Source organism: Streptomyces sp. NPDC093568, assembly GCF_044764945.1.
Classification (GTDB): domain Bacteria; phylum Actinomycetota; class Actinomycetes; order Streptomycetales; family Streptomycetaceae; genus Streptomyces.
In genome coordinates, this window is the sequence record NZ_JBIWJD010000003.1 from 108,345 (window position 1) to 124,667 (window position 16,323).

A 16,323-nucleotide genomic window follows, 5' to 3' on the forward strand; every position below is an offset into this window, starting at 1 on the left:
TCGCTTTCGTCGTGGGGGGGCAGGGTCAGGCCAGGACCAGGCAGTGCTCGGGCCGCCACCCGAACTCCACCGTCTCGCCGCCGCTCCAGCGGTCCTCCATGCGGGCGCGGGCCGTGTTCTGCTCCAGCACCGACAGCGTGACGCCCGGGGCGAGCTCGATCAGATACGTCGTGGTCGGCCCGCTGTAGACCGTCTCGCGGATCACACCGCTCAGCATCGACATGCCCGGCTCGAAGTCCGACAGCCAGATCTTCTCGGGGCGCACGGACACGCTGACGGCGGTGCCGTCCGCGATCTCGGACCGCGCGCCGACGGGCAGCGCCGGACCCTTCTCCAGGGTCACCTCACCACCGCGGTACGTGCCGGACATGAGGTTGGACGTGCCCATGAAGGAGGCGACGAAGCGGGAGGCGGGGTGCTCGTAGATGTCCTCGGGCGTGCCGCACTGCTCGATGCGGCCCTCGTTCATCACCGCGATCCGGTCGGACATGGTCAGCGCCTCGTCCTGGTCATGGGTGACGAAGACGAACGTGATGCCGACCTCGCGCTGGATCTGCTTCAGCTCCACCTGCATCTGCCGCCGCAGCTTGAGGTCGAGCGCCGCCAGCGGCTCGTCCAGCAGCAGCACGGCCGGCCGGTTGACCAGGGCGCGAGCGAGGGCGACACGCTGGCGCTGGCCGCCGGAGAGCGTACGGGGCCGCCGGTCGGCGAGGCCGGAGAGCTGGACCAGTTCCAGCATCTCGCCGACCCGCTGCCGCATCTCGGCCTTCGCGACGCCTCTGCGCCTGAGGCCGAAGCCGACGTTGTCGGCGATGCTCAGATGGTCGAAGAGCGCGTAGCTCTGGAAGACCGTGTTGACGTTGCGCTTGTTCGGCGGCAGGTCGGTCACGTCCTCCCCGGCCAGCAGCACCGAACCCTCGGTGGGGTCGCTGAACCCGGCGATCATGCGCAGCGTGGTCGTCTTGCCGCAGCCGGAGGGGCCCAGCAGGGAGTAGAAGTGGCCGGCCTCGATGCCGAGGTCGAGGCGGTGCACGGCGTAGGAGTCGGCGAACTGCTTGGAGACACCGTCGAGACGGACGGCGGGGGTCGCGTCCATGAAGTCACTTCCCGGAGAGGAGGTCGAGGCCGCCGCGGCGGCCGAAGAGGCGCGGGATGAACAGGGCCAGGGCGATCAGCGCGATGGATCCCGCGAGCATGAGCGTGCCGACCGCGTTGATGGTGGGCTGCACCCCGAAGCGGATCGCCGAGTAGATCCGCACCGACAGGGGTTGCGGGTCGACGCCGGTGGTGAAGTAGGCGAGCACGAAGTCGTCGAAGACGAGCGCGAAGATCAGTACGGCGGAGGCGAGCACGGCGGGCAGCAGCGCGGGCAGGGTCACCAGCCGGACCGCCTGCCGGCGGGTGGCGCCGAGATCCATCGCGGCCTCCTCCACCTCCGGGTTCAGCGCGGCGACCCGGGAGCGCAGGATGACGGTGACGTACGAGATGGAGAAGGTGATCTCGGCGAGCATCACCGTGCCGGTGGACAGCGGCACACCCAGCCCCTTGAACAGCAGCATCGAAGCCACGCCGGTCACGATCTCCGGCGTGATCAGCGGCACCAGCATGACCAGCCCGGCGAGCGAGCCGAGCCGGGTGCGGCAGCGGACCAGCCCCAGCGCGAGCGCCACCCCGAGGAGCAGCGAACCGGCCATCGCCACCAGGGAGATGCGCAGGCTGGTGCCCAGGGAGGCGATCAGGACGTCGTCGTGGGCGAAGGCCCGGTACCAGCGCAGGCTGAACCCGTCGAACACGGTCAGGGACTTCTGGGAGTTGAAGGAGAACAGCGCCACCACGGCGATGGGCACGTAGAGCAAGGCGAAGAACAGCCCGGTGACCGCGATGAGGACGCGGGGCCTGCGGTGGACGCGGCGGCGGGTGCGCGTCCGGGCGGACGGACGGGCCGGGGCGGTGGCGGAGGGGGTGCGCACAAGGGTCATCGCAGTGCCTCCGCCTCGTCCTTGCGGGTGCGCCGCAGATAGCCGAGCATCCCGACCAGCAGGACCAGCATCAGCAGCATGGTGAGGGCCGAGCCGAGCGGCCAGTTCTGGCCCTGGAAGAACTTGTCCTGGATGAGGTTGCCGATCATGATCTGGTCCGGACCTCCCATGAGCTGTGCGCTGACGAAGTCGCCCATGGCGGGCAGGAAGACCAGGACGAGCCCGGCCGCCGCGCCCTGCCTCGTCGCGGGCAGCGTGACGAAGAAGAAGGTGCGGACCGGACCGCCGTACAGATCGCGGCCGGCCTCGATGAGGGAGACGTCGAGGCGTTCCAGTGCCGCGTACAGCGGGATGATCATGAAGACGACGAAGCCGTAGACGAGTCCGGCGACCACGCCGAAGCCGCTGTTGAGGATCCTGGTGCCTTCGTCGGCCGGACCGACCGCGCGCAGGGCGCGCAGCACCGGGCCGTCGTCGGAGAGGACCACCGACCAGCCGTACATCCGCACCAGGTAGTTGGCGAAGAACGGCACCACGATCGCGGCGATCAGCGCGTGCTTGAACCGTCCGCCGTACAGGGCGATCGTGTACGCCACCGGATAGGCGATCAGCAGGCAGATCACGCAGGTCAGCAGGGCGTAGCCGAGGGAGCGGACGAGGACCTCGGTGTAGGCGGGGTCGGTGAGGGCGCGCACGCCGGCCAGGTCGAAGCCGAAGCGCGGGTTCCCGAGTTCGTCGGTGGTGCCGACCGCGAGGACCGCGACGAGGGCCAGCGAGGCGATCAGGAAGCCGGTCATCCACAAGGTGCCCGGGAGCATGAACCAGACCCACATCCGGTTCCCGTCGGCGTCCCGGCGCCGGGTGCGCGAGGAGTTGCGCGGCAGTGCCATGGGTCAGCCCGCCTTCACATGGGTCCAGGCGGTGTCGCGGGCGTCCTCCGCCGCGCGGCCGCCGTTGCGGAAGAACACGTCGCCCTTCAGGTCGTCCTGGGTGACCAGGCACTCGGGGAACGGCTCGACCAGGTCCGCGTAGACCTTCTCCGTGCCCGCGACCGGCATCGGGTAGCCGATGTACTCGATGTTCTTCTTCACGTTCTCCGGCCGCAGCATGTAGTCGATGAACAGCATCGCGGTGCCGGGGTGGGGCGCGTTCCAGGGGATGGCGTAGCAGTCGGAGTTGATCGGCGTGCCCTCCTTGGGCGCCTGGAACCCGAACACGGACGGGTCCTCGGCCTGGTTGAGCATCGCGGCCATGTCACCGCTCCACGCCTGCTGGATCAGCGCGTTGCCGTTGAGGAGGTTGTTGTAGCTGTCGCTGGAGAAGCCGCGCAGCCGTGGCCGCAGGGTGCCGAGCAGGGAGGTGATGCGGTCGAGGTCACCGGTGTCCCCGGTGCTGACGTCGAGCCCGAGCGTGAGGGCGCCCATGCCGAGGACCTCGTCCCGGTCGTCCAGCAGGAAGACCTTGCCCCTCGCCCGGTCGCTCCACAGATCACGCCAGGAGTCGCCGAGTTCACCGATCCGGTCACGCCGCCAGCCGATGCCGGTCTTGTAGGCGGTGAAGGGGACGGTGTGCGCGGAGCCGGGGTCGTACCAGGGGTCTGCGAAGTAGTCGTAGGCGCCGAACACGGCCTGTGCGTTGGTGAGTTGAGCGTGGTCGATACGGCGCAGCCGACCGCCTCGGGCCAGTCGCTGGGCCCATTTGGCGGAGGGGAAGATGACGTCGTAGCGGTTGCCCGCGTTGAGCTTGGCGACCATGCCTTCCATCGAGTCGAAGTTCGACTGGATGACGTGGACGCCGTACTCCTTCTCGAAGCCCTTGAACACGGACGGGTCGACGTAGTCGGCCCAGTTGAAGTAGACGAGATCGCCGTCGACGCGCGCTTCGACCGGGGCGAGCTGATCGGCGTCGGGCTTCTTGGCGGGCATGAACCCGCAGCCGCCGGCCGCGGCGCCCAGCAGGCCGCAGGCGCCCGCCCGCAGCACGGCACGTCGGGTCGGCGGTGGTACCTCGGGGGACATGAAACGTCCTCTCCGTCGAGGAACGGCACAAGTCCAGGGCGGACCGGCTGGTCGGCTCACTTCGGGCCCTGATTCCGTAGTGATGACCGGTCTGGGGAGGGTGCGTGCGCGGTTCAGAGGGTGCGCGGTAATGCCGAGGGCAGCCGTACGGCGGTCCCCGGGAGCGGCTCCTGGGACGTCACCGCGCGTCCCCCGCCAGGTCGTCCCTGACCCGGCGCGCGAACCAGCCGACGGCGGCCTCGCGTTGCGACAGCGGGCCCGGCTCGAAGCCGGGGGTCCGCATCCCGGCCTGGACGCGCTCCACCAGCTCGGCGTCCTCGTCGTTGGTGACCCAGCCGATGTGGATGTTCAGCCGCCGGGCCAGCCGCGTGCGCAGGCCCTCGCCGAGCTTCGTGTAGAAGGCGCCGGGGATCGCCGCCCGGTCCTGGGCGGTGGGCAGGGCCGTCCACGCGAGCACGTGGTCAGGGTAGAAGTCGATGAGCGTGTTGGGGTAGATCACGGCGTACCGCCATACCCGTCGGTCGGCGTCGGTCAGCCCCGGCATCGGGGTGGCCAGCCGCTGGTAGAGCCGCTCGGTCCAGTTCGAGGAGGGCTTGTCCCGCAGGGGTGACTCGAACAGGACGTAGTTCTCCTGTATGTCGACCGTGTACGCCGCGTAGTCGAGCAGCCGCATCAGGGAGGGGTGGGCCACGGGGACGTGGTAGCCCTCCAGATAGTTGTCGACGATCACCTTCCAGTTGGCGTTCTGCTCCTCGCCGCCGGTCCGGCCGTGGATCCGGTGCCGGCCCACGGGGACCAGACCGGCACCGGCGTAGCGGCCCACGGCCTCGGCGAGCCCGGCACAGCTCTCGGCCAGCGGGGTCGCCTCCATGTCGAGGTTGACGAAGACGAAGCCGAGGAAGGACTCCACGTTGACCGGGTGCAGGCCCAGCCTCGGCTTGTCCAGACAGGGGATCCGGCGGGCCTCGGGGGCGCCGACCAGCCGGCCGTCCAGTTTGTACGTCCAGCCGTGGTACGGGCAGCGGATCGCCTTGCCCGACGGCTCCGGGTCGGTGACCAGACGGGTGCCGCGGTGCCGGCACACGTTCAGGTGGGCGGCGAGCCCGCCGTCCTCGGTGCGCACGACCAGCACCTCCCGGCCGGCGGCGGTGGCGGCCAGCCGGGCGCCGGGTCCGGGCAGGTCGGACTCGTGGCAGACGAGCTGCCAGGACTTGGCGAAGATGCGGTCCGTCTCGGCCTCGGCGATGGCCGGATCGGTGTAGTAGCGGGCCGGCAGGGCTTCCCCGGGATGTCCGGGGGGCGGCCCGTGCGGGACGGCGTCGACCACGTCGGCTTCCCGGGTTGTCGAGGGGTTCATGGGGTCCTCCTCCGCGCCGCTGCGGCGGCGATGGGCGGTGAGGGGTGGCCGGGATACACGGCAGGTCCGGCTTCAGACCTGCCGCGATCTGGCTGACTGATTGGTTAGTCAGAGTGAGACCGTCGCGGGATCAAGTCAAGACTTGTGGGCTGACTGATTAGTTAGTTAGTGTCGTGGCAGGCGGACGGCCCAGGCCCGCAGACGGATGCCCGGACGTGTTCCGCAAGCCCGCGGGCCTCCGGTCCGCGCCACGCCGGGCATCCGGATCCGGACACCCCGCACAGCTCCCCGCCCCCTCGCGTCACGGCACCGGAGCATCCCCGTCCCACGTCATGGCCGCGCCACCCCCGCCTCCGGACCACTCGGAGCCGGTGCGACCCCGGAGGCACGCATGAGCACTCGCCGCAGTCTCGTCTGGCTCGGCCTCACCCCGGAGCCCGAACAGGAGCTGCCCGCCGCCGTCGCCGCCCTGCGGTCCCCGGCGACCGGCCGCCCGCCGTCGGTCCTCGTGGCCGCCGAGCGGCACCGCGTCGAGCGGCTGGTGCTGCGCGGCACCCAGCGCGGCTGGCTGCGCTATCTGCGCGAGGTCACCGACCTGGTGGTCGAGGCGGCGGGATCGGGCGGTGCCGACCCGTCGGCGGCGCTGCTGGCCGGCGAGGTCGTCCTCGACCACCACCGCATGCTGATCGGCCTGCCCGGCGCGGGCTACGAGCGCACCGGCACCCAACGGCGGGACCTGGAACAGGCGTTGGCCCGCCTCAGGTCACGCCCCGCGCCCGCACCGCTGAGCCACTCCCAGTCCAGGAGCACCGCATGACCGCAGTGTTCTCCCTGCTCCCCGAAGGCCGGCGCGGCCTGCTCGGCCCCGAGGAAGACGCAGAAACGTATCTCGCCCACGGCGGCTACGCGCCGCTGACCGCGCCGGACCGCCTGCTCGACCGGATCGCCGCCACAGGCCTGCGCGGCCGGGGCGGGGCCGGCTTCCCCACCGCGGTCAAGCTGGGTGCCGTCCGTGCCGCGCCGGGCCCGCGCGCCGTCGTCGCCAACGGCGAGGAGGGCGAGCCGGGCTCCGTGAAGGACCGCTGGCTGCTGCGGCATCGCCCGCACCTGATCCTCGACGGACTGCGGCTGGCCGCGGCCCTGACCGGCGCCGACCACGCCTTCGTGTACCTCTCGGACACCCTCGCCGAGCAGGCCGTGCGAGGGGCGCTGGCCGCGTCCTCCCCCGAGCTGCGCATCGACGTCGTACGGACCGAGCACACCTATGTCGCGGGCGAGGAGACCGCGGCCGTGCGCCGGATCAACGGCGGCCCGGCGCTGCCCACGGCGAAGCCGCCGCGGCCGTTCGAGAGCGGCGTCGGCGGCGCGCCCACCCTGGTCGCCAACGTGGAGACGCTGGCCAGGATCGCGGCGATGTACTCGCACCCCGACGAGGCGGACACCGTGGCGGGGGCGCATCTATTGACCCTGTCCGGGCCCGGTGCAGGCGGCGCGCTCGTCGAGGTGCCCGCCGGTACGCGTCTGAAGGTCCTCGCCGATCTGTGCGGGCACGGCAGGGCCGAGGCGGTGCTGCTCGGCGGCCTGTTCGGCGGGCTGTACGGCCAGGGCTGGCCGGACCTCCCGCTCGACCACGCGGCCCTGAACGCGGCCGGCGGCGCCCTCGGCTGCGGAGCGCTGCACTTCCTGGGCCCGGCAGACTGCCCCGTCGCCGTCGCCTCCGAGGCCGTCGCCTACCTCGCGGCACAGAGCGCCCGGCAGTGCGGGGTGTGCCTCTCCGGCACCGGGGCGATGGCCAAGGCCCTCTCGACCGTGGCATGCGGGGAGGCGGACCAGGACACGGTCGAGAACCTGCGGCGCTGGTCGGGACAGCTGCCCGGACGCGGAGCCTGCGGGCTGCTCGACGCCGCCGCCCGCATCGGCGCGAGCCTCCTCGCCCACTTCCCCGGCCGCGTCGCCTCCCACCGCGGAGCCCCCTGCCCCGCCTGCTCGGGCGTGACCGCCGAGGACGGCCACCGATTCGTGGTGCCGGTGCCCTGACCCGCGTGCCGCGCCCCCGACGAGACGCCCGAACCCCGCCGTACCGAAAGGACCCGCACCATGAAACTCCTGCTGGACTCCACCCGCTGCCAGGGCTACGGCCTCTGCCAGGAACCCGCGCCCGAACTGATCGAGCTCGACGACTGGGGCTATGCGGGGCTGAGCGCGACCGAGGTGCCGCCGCGCGGCGAGGACGCCGCCGAGGCCGCCGTCGCCGCCTGCCCCAACTCCGCGCTGCGGCTGGTGAAGTGACATGGGACGCGACCTGTCGGCACTCTTCGACCCCGTCTCCGTCGCCGTCGTCGGAGCCAGCGACGACCCCGCCAAGTACGGCCACGCCATCGCCGCCCAGGCCGTCCGCGCGAACGGCCGCCGCCCCGTGCACCTGGTCAACCGGCGGGGCGGCACGGTGCTCGGCCGCACCGCCGCCCCCAGCCTGAGCGCGATCGGCGAGCCCGTCGACCTGGCGGTGGTCTCCGTGCCCGCCGCCGGGTTCGAGGACGCCGTCGACGAGGCGCTGCGCTGCGGGGCGCGGGCCATTGTCGCGATCACCGCCGGGTTCGCCGAGACCGGCGACGCGGGCCGGGCCCGGCAGGACGCCGTCGCCGAGCGGGTACGCGCCGCCGGCGCCGTGATGGTGGGGCCCAACTGCCTGGGGCTGGCCGACAACACCACCGACCTCTACCTCGCGTCCGACACCTTCACCCCGGGCGGCATCGCGCTGCTGAGCCAGAGCGGCAACCTCGCCCTCGAACTCCAGCTCCGCTTCCGCCCGCACGGCCTCGGGTTCTCCCGGTTCGTCTCACTCGGCAACCAGGCCGACGTGACCCTCGTCGACCTGCTCGCCGACTGTGCCCGGCACGAGGGCACCCGGGCCATCGCGGTCTACGCCGAGGACTTCGGCGACGGGCGTGCCTTCGCCGAGGCCGCCGCGGCGGCCGGCAAGCCCGTGGTGCTGCTCACCGCGGGACGCGGGGACGCCTCCGCGCGCAGCGCCCAGTCGCACACCGGCGCGCTCACCACCTCGGCCGACGTCGTGGCCGCCGCGTGCCGCGACGCCGGGGTGGAACTGGTAGCCACCCCGCGCGAACTCACCGTCGTCCTCGCCGCGCTGAACGGCGGACGCCGGGCGGCCGGCCGCCGGGTCGCCGTGCTCACCGACGGCGGCGGGCACGGTGTCGTCGCCGCCGACGCGGTGGAGACGACCGGTCTCGCCGTACCCGAACTCCCCGAGCCGACGCGGCAGCGGCTGCGGGACGCCCTGTGGGAGCAGTCGGCCGTCGCCAACCCGGTGGACCTCGCCGGGATGGGCGAGCAGGAGCCCGGCTCGTACGCGCGGACCGTCGAGGCGCTGCTGGCCGCCGAAGAGGTCGACGCGGTGCTCATGACCGGCTACTTCGGCGGATACGCGGCGGCCGAGGGCGGGCTGGGCGGAGGCGGCAGGGCACTCGCGGAGGGGGAACAGGAGGCCGCCCGCCTCATAGCCGCCCGGCACCGCGCCACCGCCAAGCCCCTCGTGGTGCAGTCGATGTACCCCGACTCGCCGAGCTGCCGCGCCCTCGCCGCCGCCGGTGTCCCCGTCTTCGGCGCCACCGAGGACGCCGCCCGCGCCCTCGCCGCCACGGCGCCGAAGTCACCGCACACGGGCGTGGCACCGCTGCCGAGCCCCGCGGCCCCGCTGCGCGAGAGCGGCTATCTCCGGACGCGCCGAGCCCTCGAAGCGGCCGGACTCGCCTTCCCCGCCGCCCGGGAGATCCACGACGAGGCCGAACTGCTCGCCGTGGCACAGGAGTTCACCGGCCCGTACGTCCTCAAGGCCCTGCACCTGCTCCACAAGTCCGACGCCGGGGGAGTGGCACTGGGCCTGGCGGGACCCGGTGAACTGCTCGCCGCCTTCCGCGAGATGCATGCCCGGCTCGGCGCCCCCGCCTACTCCGTGGAGGCCATGGCGGATCTGTCCGACGGCATCGAGCTGATCGTCGGCGTCAACCGGGACCCGCGCTTCGGCCCGGTCGCCATGGTGGGCCTCGGCGGAGTGCTCGCCGAGGTCCTGCACGACATCGCCTTCACCCTCGCCCCCGTCCCCGCCGACCGGGCCCTGCGACTGCTGCGCGGACTGCGCACCGCCGCCCTGCTCGACGGCGCCCGCGGGCGCCCGCCCGTCGACGTCGACGCGGCGGCCCGCGCCATCGAGACGATCACGGCGTTCGCCGCGGCCCACCCCGAGATCGTCGAGATCGAGGTCAACCCCCTTCTCGTACGGCCCGACGGGGTCCTCGCCCTCGACTCCCGCGCCGTACTCGCACCCGCCCCCTGACCGAAGAGGCCCCCATGGACCTGCGCTACACCCCCGAACAGGCCGACCTGAAGCGTCGCGCCGCCGACTACGCACGGCTGCTCATGCGGTACGAGGACCGGTCCGAGCAGGCCGGCGGACCCCTGCCGCGGGAACTCGTCACCGAACTGACCCGGGCCGCCATGGACGCCGGTGTCTACGCCATCAACATGCCCGCCGAGTGGGGCGGCGCCGGGCTCGGCCTGCTCGATCAGGTCATCGTCGAGGAGGAGTTCGGCAAGGTCACCAACTGCCTGTGGGACATCCCGTGGCGGCCCGCCAACGTGCTTGCGTACGGCGACGAGCGCCAGCGCGAGAAGTACCTGCTGCCGGTGATCCGCGCCGAGAAGTTCGACGCGTTCGCCGTCACCGAGCCCGGCGCGGGGTCCGACCCGTCATCCGGCACCTCCACGGCCACCCGCACCGACGGCGGCTGGCTGCTCAACGGCGAGAAGTGGTTCGTCACCTGCGGTGACATCGCGGACTTCCTGCTGGTGCAGGCAGACGCCGGGCCTCAGAAGCTGCCCACGCTGTTCCTCGTCGACAAGGCCGCGCCCGGCGTCGAGATGACCCGCGTGCCGCACTTCATGCACTCCGCCGTCAACGGGCACCCCGAGTTCACGTTCACCGACGTCGTCGTCGCCGAGGAGGACGTGCTCGGCGGCGTCGGCAACGGCTACGAGCTGACCAAGGAATGGTTCACCGACGAACGCCTGATGATCGCCGCCCGCACCGTCGGCGCCGCCGAGCGCGCCCTCCAGCTCGCCCGCGACTGGGCCGTGGAGCGTGAGCAGTTCGGGGCGCCCATCGCCTCGTACCAGCTGATCCAGGGGATGCTCGCCGACTGCGCCGTGGACATCGCAGTCAACCGCGCCTACACCCACCAGGTCGCCTGGGAGGCCGACCAGCCCGGCACCGACCGCAAGACCCTGCACGCCAAGGCCTCCACCGCCAAGCTCGCCGCCAGCGAGGCCGCCGGCCGGGTCGCCGACCGGTGCCTGCAGATCTTCGGCGGCCGCGGCTACGACCGCACCTACCCCGTCGAGCGCATGTACCGCGAGCTGCGCGTCGACCGGATCTGGGAGGGCACCTCCGAGATCCAGCGGCTGATCATCGCCAACGAGCTCATCAAGCGCGGCACCCGCGCCCTGGCCCTGCCCACCCCCTGACCTCCCCTTCACTGCAAAGCAGAGGACTTCCATGGACTTCCGCCTCACCCCGCGCCAGGTTCGGCTCAAGGCCGACGCGCGTGCCCTCACCGACTTCATCGCTGGCTACGAGATCCAGTGCGAGGAGGACAACGGTCTGCCCGCCGACGCCCACGCCAAGGTCCGCGACGCGGTCCTCGACGCGGGGCTCCAGGCCGTCAACATGCCCGCCGAGTGGGGCGGCGCCGGCCTCACCATCGCCGAACAGGTCACCGTGCAGGAGGAGTTGGGCCGCCTCACCGGCGCCCTGTGGGACATGGTCTGGCGGCCCGCCAACGCACTGCGGTTCTGCACCCCCGAGCAGCGCGAGCGCTACCTCGTCCCGGTGATCAGGGGCGAGCGCCGCGACTGCTACGCCGTCACCGAGCGCGGCGCCGGCTCCGACCCGCAGAACCTCGCCACCACCGCGACCCGGAACGACCGGGGCTGGGTGATCGACGGCGAGAAGTGGTTCGTCACCGTCGGCGACCACGCCGACTTCATGATCGTCCTCGCGGCGGCCGGGCCGGAGCGCGCACCCACCCTGTTCCTCGTCGACAAGGACACCCCCGGCATCGAGATGACGCGCGTCCCGCGCTTCATGCACACCTTCGTGTACGAGCACCCCGAGTTCACCTTCACCGACGTCCAGGTCGGCGAGGACGCCGTGCTCGGCGGCATCGGCGAGGGCTACGACATCACCCGCTCCTGGTTCACCGAGGAACGCCTGATGATCGCCGCCCGCACCACCGGCGCCGCGGAGCGGGCGCTGGAGCTGTCCCGCGACTGGGCCGTGGAGCGCGAGCAGTTCGGGGCGCCGATCTCCTCGTACCAGCTGATCCAGGGGATGCTGGCCGACTGCGCGGTGGACATCGCCGTCAACCGCGCCTACACCCACCAGGTCGCCTGGGAGATCGACCACTCCTCGGCCGGGGACCGCAAGACCCTGCACGCCAAGGCGGCCATCGCCAAGCTCGCGGCGAGCGAGGCGTCGGGGCGCGTGGTCGACCGGTGCCTGCAGATCCACGGCGGGCGGGGCTACGACCGCGCGTACGCCGTCGAACGGCTCTACCGCGAGCTGCGCGTGGACCGGATCTGGGAGGGCACCTCCGAGATCCAGCGGCTGATCATCGCGAACGAGCTCGTCAAGCGCGGCTCAGGGGTCCTGGACCTGCCGGTCGCATGACGCGTGCCGCAACGGACGAGAGAGGGAGACACATGACCGACATCCGGCGCGTGGGGGTGGTGGGCTGCGGACTGATGGGCGCGGGCATCGCCGAGGTGTGCGCACGGGCCGACGTGCCGGTGACGGTCGTGGAGCGCGACGCGGAGGCCGCCCGTGCGGGCCGCCTCCGCGTCACCCGCTCGCTCGACCGAGCCGCCGCGAGCGGCAGGATCGACGCCGGGCTGCGCGAGCGCGCCGCGGCCCTGATCACCGTCGTCGACGAGATCGAGGCCCTGCGCGAACACGACCTGGTGATCGAGGCGGTGGCCGAGGACGAGCGCCTCAAGGTGGACGTGTTCACCCGCCTCGACTCCGTCGTCACCGACGAACGCACCGTCCTCGCGACCAACACCTCCTCCATCCCGGTCATCCGGCTCGCCGCCGCGACGACCCGGCCGGAGAGCGTCGTAGGTGTGCACTTCTTCAACCCCGTGCCGGTCCTGCGGCTCGTCGAACTCGTCCCGTCGCTGCTCACCGCGCCCACCACCACGGAACGGGCCGAGGAGTTCGTGACCGGCACGCTCGGCAAGGAGGTGGTCCGCACCCGGGACAAGGCCGGCTTCGTCGTCAACGCGCTGCTCGTGCCCTATCTCCTCGCCGCCGTCCGCATGGTCGAGTCGGGCAGCGCCACCGTCGAGGACGTCGACCGCGGCATGGTCCTCGGCTGCGCGCACCCGCTCGGACCGCTGGCCCTGACCGACCTGATCGGCCTGGACACCACCCGGGCCATCGCCGAGTCGCTGTACGCCGAGTTCCGCGAACCCCAGTACTCGCCACCCCCGCTGCTGTCCCGGATGGTGGAGGCCGGGCTGCTCGGGCGCAAGTCCGGGCGGGGCTTCCACACCTACGACGAGGAGCCGCGACCCGGGGCACCGGTACCGGCGAGGCGGTGTTGAGGGAAGATGGTCACGGTCCACGACCACCGAACGAGGGGAGCCGCAGGGTGTCGACGAAGGTGCGCACGGCTGACACGCGCGAGCGCATCCTGACCGCGGCGTGCGAGGTCATCGCCGAGATCGGCTTCGAGAAGATCCGCATGCGCATGGTCGCCGAGCGGGCCGGGGTGTCGACGGCGCTGCTGCACTACCACTTCGACACGCGCGAGAAGCTGTTCACCGAGGCGATGACCCACTCCTTCGCCAACACCGCCGTAGACCTCGAACGGGACGCGGGGACGGCACCGGCCGCGGTCATCCTGGCCCGCATCCTGCGCAACCTGCTGCCGACCGACCCCGAACTCCACCAGGACTGGCGGCTGTGGCAGGAACTGTGGGTGCGGGCGCTGCGCGACGAGACCACCCGGGTCTTCGCCGTGGACCTGTACGCGCAGTTGCACGGCTGGGTGGCCGGCGCGATCCGGCGGGGCATCGCCTCCGGCGAGTTCACCGAGACCGACGTGGACGATCTGAGCACCCTCGTGCTGTCCCTCAGCGACGGCTACGGCATCCGCCTGATGCTGCGCGACCCGACCGTCACCCTCGACTCGGCGCTCGCCGCCATCTGGCGTCACGTCGCCGCCGCACTCGGACTGCCCACCGCCGTGCCGGCGGAGTGAGACGGGTCAGCGCTCCGGGTCGTCCTCGTCCGCCGACAGCGGCTGCTCGGCCCAGATGGTCTTCCCGTTCCGGCCGTAGCGGGCGCCCCAGCGCTCGGACAACTGCGCCACGAGGAACAGGCCGCGCCCGCCCTCGTCGGTGCTGCGGGCCTGGCGCAGATGGGGCGAGGTGCTGCTGGAGTCGGAGACCTCGCAGATGAGAGACCCGTCGCGGATCAGCCGCAGCATTACCGGACCGCCCGCGTACCGGTAGGCGTTGGTGACCAGTTCGCTCACGACCAGCTCGGTGGTGAAGGCCAGTTCCCCGAGGCCCCATTCGGCCAGCCGCTCGCTCACCAGCGACCGCGCCTGTCCGGCCGCGGTGGGCCCGGCCGACAGCTCCCAGGTGGCCACGTTCTCCGCCGCCAGCACCCGGGTGCGGCCCAGCAGCAGCGTGACGTCGTCGGCGGGCCGGTCGGGCAGCATCGCGTCCTCCAGCGCCTTGCACGTGTGCTCCAGCGAGCGCGACGGGCCCGCCAGCGTGCCGCGCAGCAGCGTCAGCCCCTGGTCGATGTCACGGTCGTCGGCGAGCAGGAGGCCGTCGCTGTACAGGGCGATCAGACTGCCCTCGTCCAGTTCGACCTCCGCCGTCTCGAACGGCAGCCCGCCGAGGCCGAGCGGCGGCCCCGCGGGCACGTCCAACTGCCGCACCCGGCCGTCCGGATCCACCACAGTGGGCGGCGGATGGCCCGCGCGGGCCACGGCGCAGTGCCGGGAGACCGGGTCGTAGACGGCGTACAGACAGGTCGCGCCGACGATCTGGGGTGTGCTCCCGTCGAGCTGACCCTGCTCGGTGGCCAACTGGTCCACCAGGTCGTCGAGCCGGGCCAGGACCTCCTCGGGGGCCAGGTCGAGATGGGCGAGGGTCCGTACGGCGGCACGCAGCCGGCCCATGGTCGCCGAGGCGTGCATGCCGTGGCCGACGACGTCGCCGACGACCAGCGCGACGCGCAGCCCCGACAGCGGGATGACGTCGAACCAGTCGCCGCCCACCCCGGTGGAGGCCCGCGCGGGCAGATAGCGGTGGGCCGTCTCGACCGCCGGGTGCTCGGGCACCTCGCCCGGCAGCAGACTGCGCTGGAGTGCCTCGGCGGCCTGGTGCTGCTGGGTGTACCTGCGGGCGTTGTCGATGCACAGCGCGGCCCTGGCGGCGAACTCCTCCGCGAGCGTGAGGTCGTCCTCCTCGAAGGGATCGGGCTTCTCCGAACGCCACAGGGCGACCAGGCCGAGGATCACCCCGCGGGCGGCCAGCGGCACCACCATCAGCGAGTGGGCCCCCGCGGCCCGGGCCTTCACGGCCCGCTCCGGCTCGGGGGCGAACCAGTCGGTGCCGCCCTCCAGGGTCGGCAGCAGGACCGGACGCCGATCGGCCAGGCTGCGGGCGGCGACGGAGCGCTCCGGGAAGGTGAACAGCCCGCCCTCGGGATGCAGCACCTTCAGGATCTCCGGCCGGACGCTGCGGATCGCCATCCTGCGCAGCGGGCCCGTGGCGTCCGGCGCGGGCTCCTCGCCGCGGGTCACCGGCTCCAGCAGATCCACCGAGAGGGCGTCGGCCAGCGCCGGAACCGCCTCGTCCGCCAGCTCCCGCGCTGTCGTGGCCACATCCAGGGTGGTGCCGATCCGGGCACCGACCTCGCTGAGCAGGGCGAGTCGCCGACGCGCCCGGTGCCGGTCGGTGACGTCCTCGACGATCTCGGTGACACCCAGCACCTGCCCCGACGGGTCCGACATCCGGAACGCGGAGATGGAGATGACCAGCTCCCGGTGCGGGTCGTTCAGCAGCCGGCTCTGCTGCTCGGCGAAGATCACGGGCCGGCCCGTCTCGAGCACCGACCTGAGCTTCGCCTCCGCCAGATCGGCGTCCGGGCCGAACAGGAACTCCCCGGCGCGCCGCCCGCGGTAGGCCTCCGGCGGCAGACCGCCGAACCGCGCGACGGCCCGGTTCACCCGCAGCACGCACAGATCGGGTCCGAGCACCACGACACCCACCGGGGAGCGGCTGAACAAGCCGTCCAGTACGGCCCGGTCGATCTCCCACTGGATGACGTCCTCGGCGAGCGAGCCGACGAGGAGCCACTCGACGCTGCCGTCCAGCCGCCGTACCTTCCGGGCCCGGAAGCCCACGAACACCCGGTCGCCCCCGCGGTGCAGGACCGGAAGCAGCCCGAACCAGCCGTCCTCGCGCTGACACACGGCGGTCGCCTCGGCGACCGTCGCCTCGTCCCCGTAGGCCACCAGGATCTCGCGGACCGTGCGGCCCAGCACCTCCTCGGAGCGGTACCCGAGAAGAAGGGTGGCCTGTTCGCTCCAGGCGACGACGCGTCCGCCGTCGTCCAGGACGGCCGAGGCGGACCGGTGGATCGAGAACGGATCGTCCGGGCTCTCGCTGAGCCACGTAGGGGATGTGTTGTGCATCGCCCACCCATCTCGCGCCGATCGCGTGACCCGTGGCGCGGCGCCCCGGGCACTCTTCCCGTTTCGCGTGGCCGGCATCGCAGCGGCTGACTCCCAGTATCGGCTCTGCGGTCATCTCGTGCTTGGTCGTCGCCCCGGAGCCGGCCGATGGCCGGCCCTCCTCACGGTTCGGCCGG

General features: G+C 72.4%; 14 protein-coding genes. 8 read left to right on the top strand and 6 right to left on the bottom strand.

Features of this window, described 5'->3' with window-relative positions; translation table 11 throughout:
* Positions 1-25: 25 nt before the first annotated feature.
* From ACIRD7_RS14590 to ACIRD7_RS14610, 5 genes are all read right to left on the bottom strand, one after another.
* Positions 26-1,096 (bottom strand): ABC transporter ATP-binding protein, encoded by a 1,071-nt coding sequence (locus ACIRD7_RS14590; RefSeq protein ID WP_403453170.1) that lies wholly within the window; start codon positions 1,094-1,096, stop codon positions 26-28.
* Positions 1,097-1,100: 4 nt separating this feature from the next.
* Positions 1,101-1,979 (bottom strand): ABC transporter permease, encoded by an 879-nt coding sequence (locus tag ACIRD7_RS14595; protein ID WP_403453171.1) that lies wholly within the window; start codon positions 1,977-1,979, stop codon positions 1,101-1,103.
* Entirely contained in the window at positions 1,976-2,869 is an 894-nt protein-coding gene (locus tag ACIRD7_RS14600; protein ID WP_403453172.1) for an ABC transporter permease, read from the bottom strand. The genes ACIRD7_RS14595 and ACIRD7_RS14600 overlap by 4 nt, the downstream gene beginning before the upstream one ends.
* A 3-nt stretch (positions 2,870-2,872) precedes the next feature.
* On the bottom strand, positions 2,873-3,997 hold the full coding sequence (locus tag ACIRD7_RS14605; RefSeq protein WP_403453173.1) for a spermidine/putrescine ABC transporter substrate-binding protein: 1,125 nt from the start codon (positions 3,995-3,997) through the stop codon (positions 2,873-2,875).
* A 178-nt stretch (positions 3,998-4,175) separates the two neighbouring features.
* Entirely contained in the window at positions 4,176-5,354 is a 1,179-nt protein-coding gene (locus tag ACIRD7_RS14610; RefSeq protein WP_403453174.1) for an aromatic ring-hydroxylating dioxygenase subunit alpha, read from the bottom strand.
* A gap of 391 nt (positions 5,355-5,745) precedes the next feature.
* Here ACIRD7_RS14610 and ACIRD7_RS14615 point away from each other — a divergent pair, with 391 nt between their 5' ends.
* Genes ACIRD7_RS14615 through ACIRD7_RS14650 form a run of 8 tightly spaced genes read left to right on the top strand, consistent with a single transcriptional unit; the run spans position 5,746 to position 13,693 of the window.
* Positions 5,746-6,171, top strand: coding sequence for a hypothetical protein (locus ACIRD7_RS14615; protein WP_403453175.1), 426 nt, complete (start codon positions 5,746-5,748; stop codon positions 6,169-6,171).
* Positions 6,168-7,391: an NADH-ubiquinone oxidoreductase-F iron-sulfur binding region domain-containing protein gene (locus ACIRD7_RS14620; protein WP_403453176.1), complete on the top strand. Its 1,224-nt coding sequence runs from the start codon at positions 6,168-6,170 to the stop codon at positions 7,389-7,391. Before ACIRD7_RS14615 ends, ACIRD7_RS14620 begins: the two co-directional genes overlap by 4 nt.
* 60 nt (positions 7,392-7,451) lie before the next feature.
* A complete protein-coding gene (locus ACIRD7_RS14625; protein WP_403453177.1) occupies positions 7,452-7,643 on the top strand; it encodes a ferredoxin in 192 nt (63 codons plus the stop codon).
* Position 7,644: 1 nt separating this feature from the next.
* Positions 7,645-9,708 carry an acetate--CoA ligase family protein gene (locus ACIRD7_RS14630; RefSeq protein WP_403453178.1) on the top strand — a complete coding sequence of 688 codons (2,064 nt, stop codon included), beginning with the start codon at positions 7,645-7,647 and terminating at the stop codon, positions 9,706-9,708.
* A gap of 14 nt (positions 9,709-9,722) precedes the next feature.
* A complete protein-coding gene (locus ACIRD7_RS14635) occupies positions 9,723-10,895 on the top strand; it encodes an acyl-CoA dehydrogenase family protein (RefSeq protein WP_403453179.1) in 1,173 nt (390 codons plus the stop codon).
* A gap of 31 nt (positions 10,896-10,926) precedes the next feature.
* Complete coding sequence (locus ACIRD7_RS14640) at positions 10,927-12,099, top strand: acyl-CoA dehydrogenase family protein (protein ID WP_403453180.1); 1,173 nt, start codon at positions 10,927-10,929, stop codon at positions 12,097-12,099.
* A 32-nt stretch (positions 12,100-12,131) separates the two neighbouring features.
* Positions 12,132-13,034 carry a 3-hydroxybutyryl-CoA dehydrogenase gene (locus ACIRD7_RS14645; RefSeq protein WP_403453181.1) on the top strand — a complete coding sequence of 301 codons (903 nt, stop codon included), beginning with the start codon at positions 12,132-12,134 and terminating at the stop codon, positions 13,032-13,034.
* 47 nt (positions 13,035-13,081) lie between these two features.
* Positions 13,082-13,693 (top strand): TetR/AcrR family transcriptional regulator, encoded by a 612-nt coding sequence (locus ACIRD7_RS14650; RefSeq protein WP_403453182.1) that lies wholly within the window; start codon positions 13,082-13,084, stop codon positions 13,691-13,693.
* A 6-nt stretch (positions 13,694-13,699) separates the two neighbouring features.
* Here the strand turns inward: ACIRD7_RS14650 and ACIRD7_RS14655 are convergent, their stop codons facing one another.
* The gene (locus tag ACIRD7_RS14655; RefSeq protein WP_403453183.1) at positions 13,700-16,147 is read right to left on the bottom strand and encodes a SpoIIE family protein phosphatase; all 2,448 of its coding nucleotides are present in this window, start codon (positions 16,145-16,147) and stop codon (positions 13,700-13,702) included.
* Between the last annotated feature and the right edge of the window lie 176 nt (positions 16,148-16,323).

What these genes read in the sequence shown, in the direction of transcription:
- ACIRD7_RS14620 (WP_403453176.1), top strand. Translation starts at nt 6,168, where the DNA reads ATGACCGCAGTGTTCTCCCTGCTCCCCGAAGGCCGGCGCGGCCTGCTC.
- ACIRD7_RS14590 (WP_403453170.1), bottom strand. Translation starts at nt 1,096, where the DNA reads ATGGACGCGACCCCCGCCGTCCGTCTCGACGGTGTCTCCAAGCAGTTC.
- ACIRD7_RS14640 (WP_403453180.1), top strand. Translation starts at nt 10,927, where the DNA reads ATGGACTTCCGCCTCACCCCGCGCCAGGTTCGGCTCAAGGCCGACGCG.
- ACIRD7_RS14610 (WP_403453174.1), bottom strand. Translation starts at nt 5,354, where the DNA reads ATGAACCCCTCGACAACCCGGGAAGCCGACGTGGTCGACGCCGTCCCG.
- ACIRD7_RS14635 (WP_403453179.1), top strand. Translation starts at nt 9,723, where the DNA reads ATGGACCTGCGCTACACCCCCGAACAGGCCGACCTGAAGCGTCGCGCC.
- ACIRD7_RS14600 (WP_403453172.1), bottom strand. Translation starts at nt 2,869, where the DNA reads ATGGCACTGCCGCGCAACTCCTCGCGCACCCGGCGCCGGGACGCCGAC.
- ACIRD7_RS14655 (WP_403453183.1), bottom strand. Translation starts at nt 16,147, where the DNA reads ATGCACAACACATCCCCTACGTGGCTCAGCGAGAGCCCGGACGATCCG.
- ACIRD7_RS14595 (WP_403453171.1), bottom strand. Translation starts at nt 1,979, where the DNA reads ATGACCCTTGTGCGCACCCCCTCCGCCACCGCCCCGGCCCGTCCGTCC.
- ACIRD7_RS14645 (WP_403453181.1), top strand. Translation starts at nt 12,132, where the DNA reads ATGACCGACATCCGGCGCGTGGGGGTGGTGGGCTGCGGACTGATGGGC.
- ACIRD7_RS14625 (WP_403453177.1), top strand. Translation starts at nt 7,452, where the DNA reads ATGAAACTCCTGCTGGACTCCACCCGCTGCCAGGGCTACGGCCTCTGC.
- ACIRD7_RS14630 (WP_403453178.1), top strand. Translation starts at nt 7,645, where the DNA reads ATGGGACGCGACCTGTCGGCACTCTTCGACCCCGTCTCCGTCGCCGTC.
- ACIRD7_RS14615 (WP_403453175.1), top strand. Translation starts at nt 5,746, where the DNA reads ATGAGCACTCGCCGCAGTCTCGTCTGGCTCGGCCTCACCCCGGAGCCC.
- ACIRD7_RS14605 (WP_403453173.1), bottom strand. Translation starts at nt 3,997, where the DNA reads ATGTCCCCCGAGGTACCACCGCCGACCCGACGTGCCGTGCTGCGGGCG.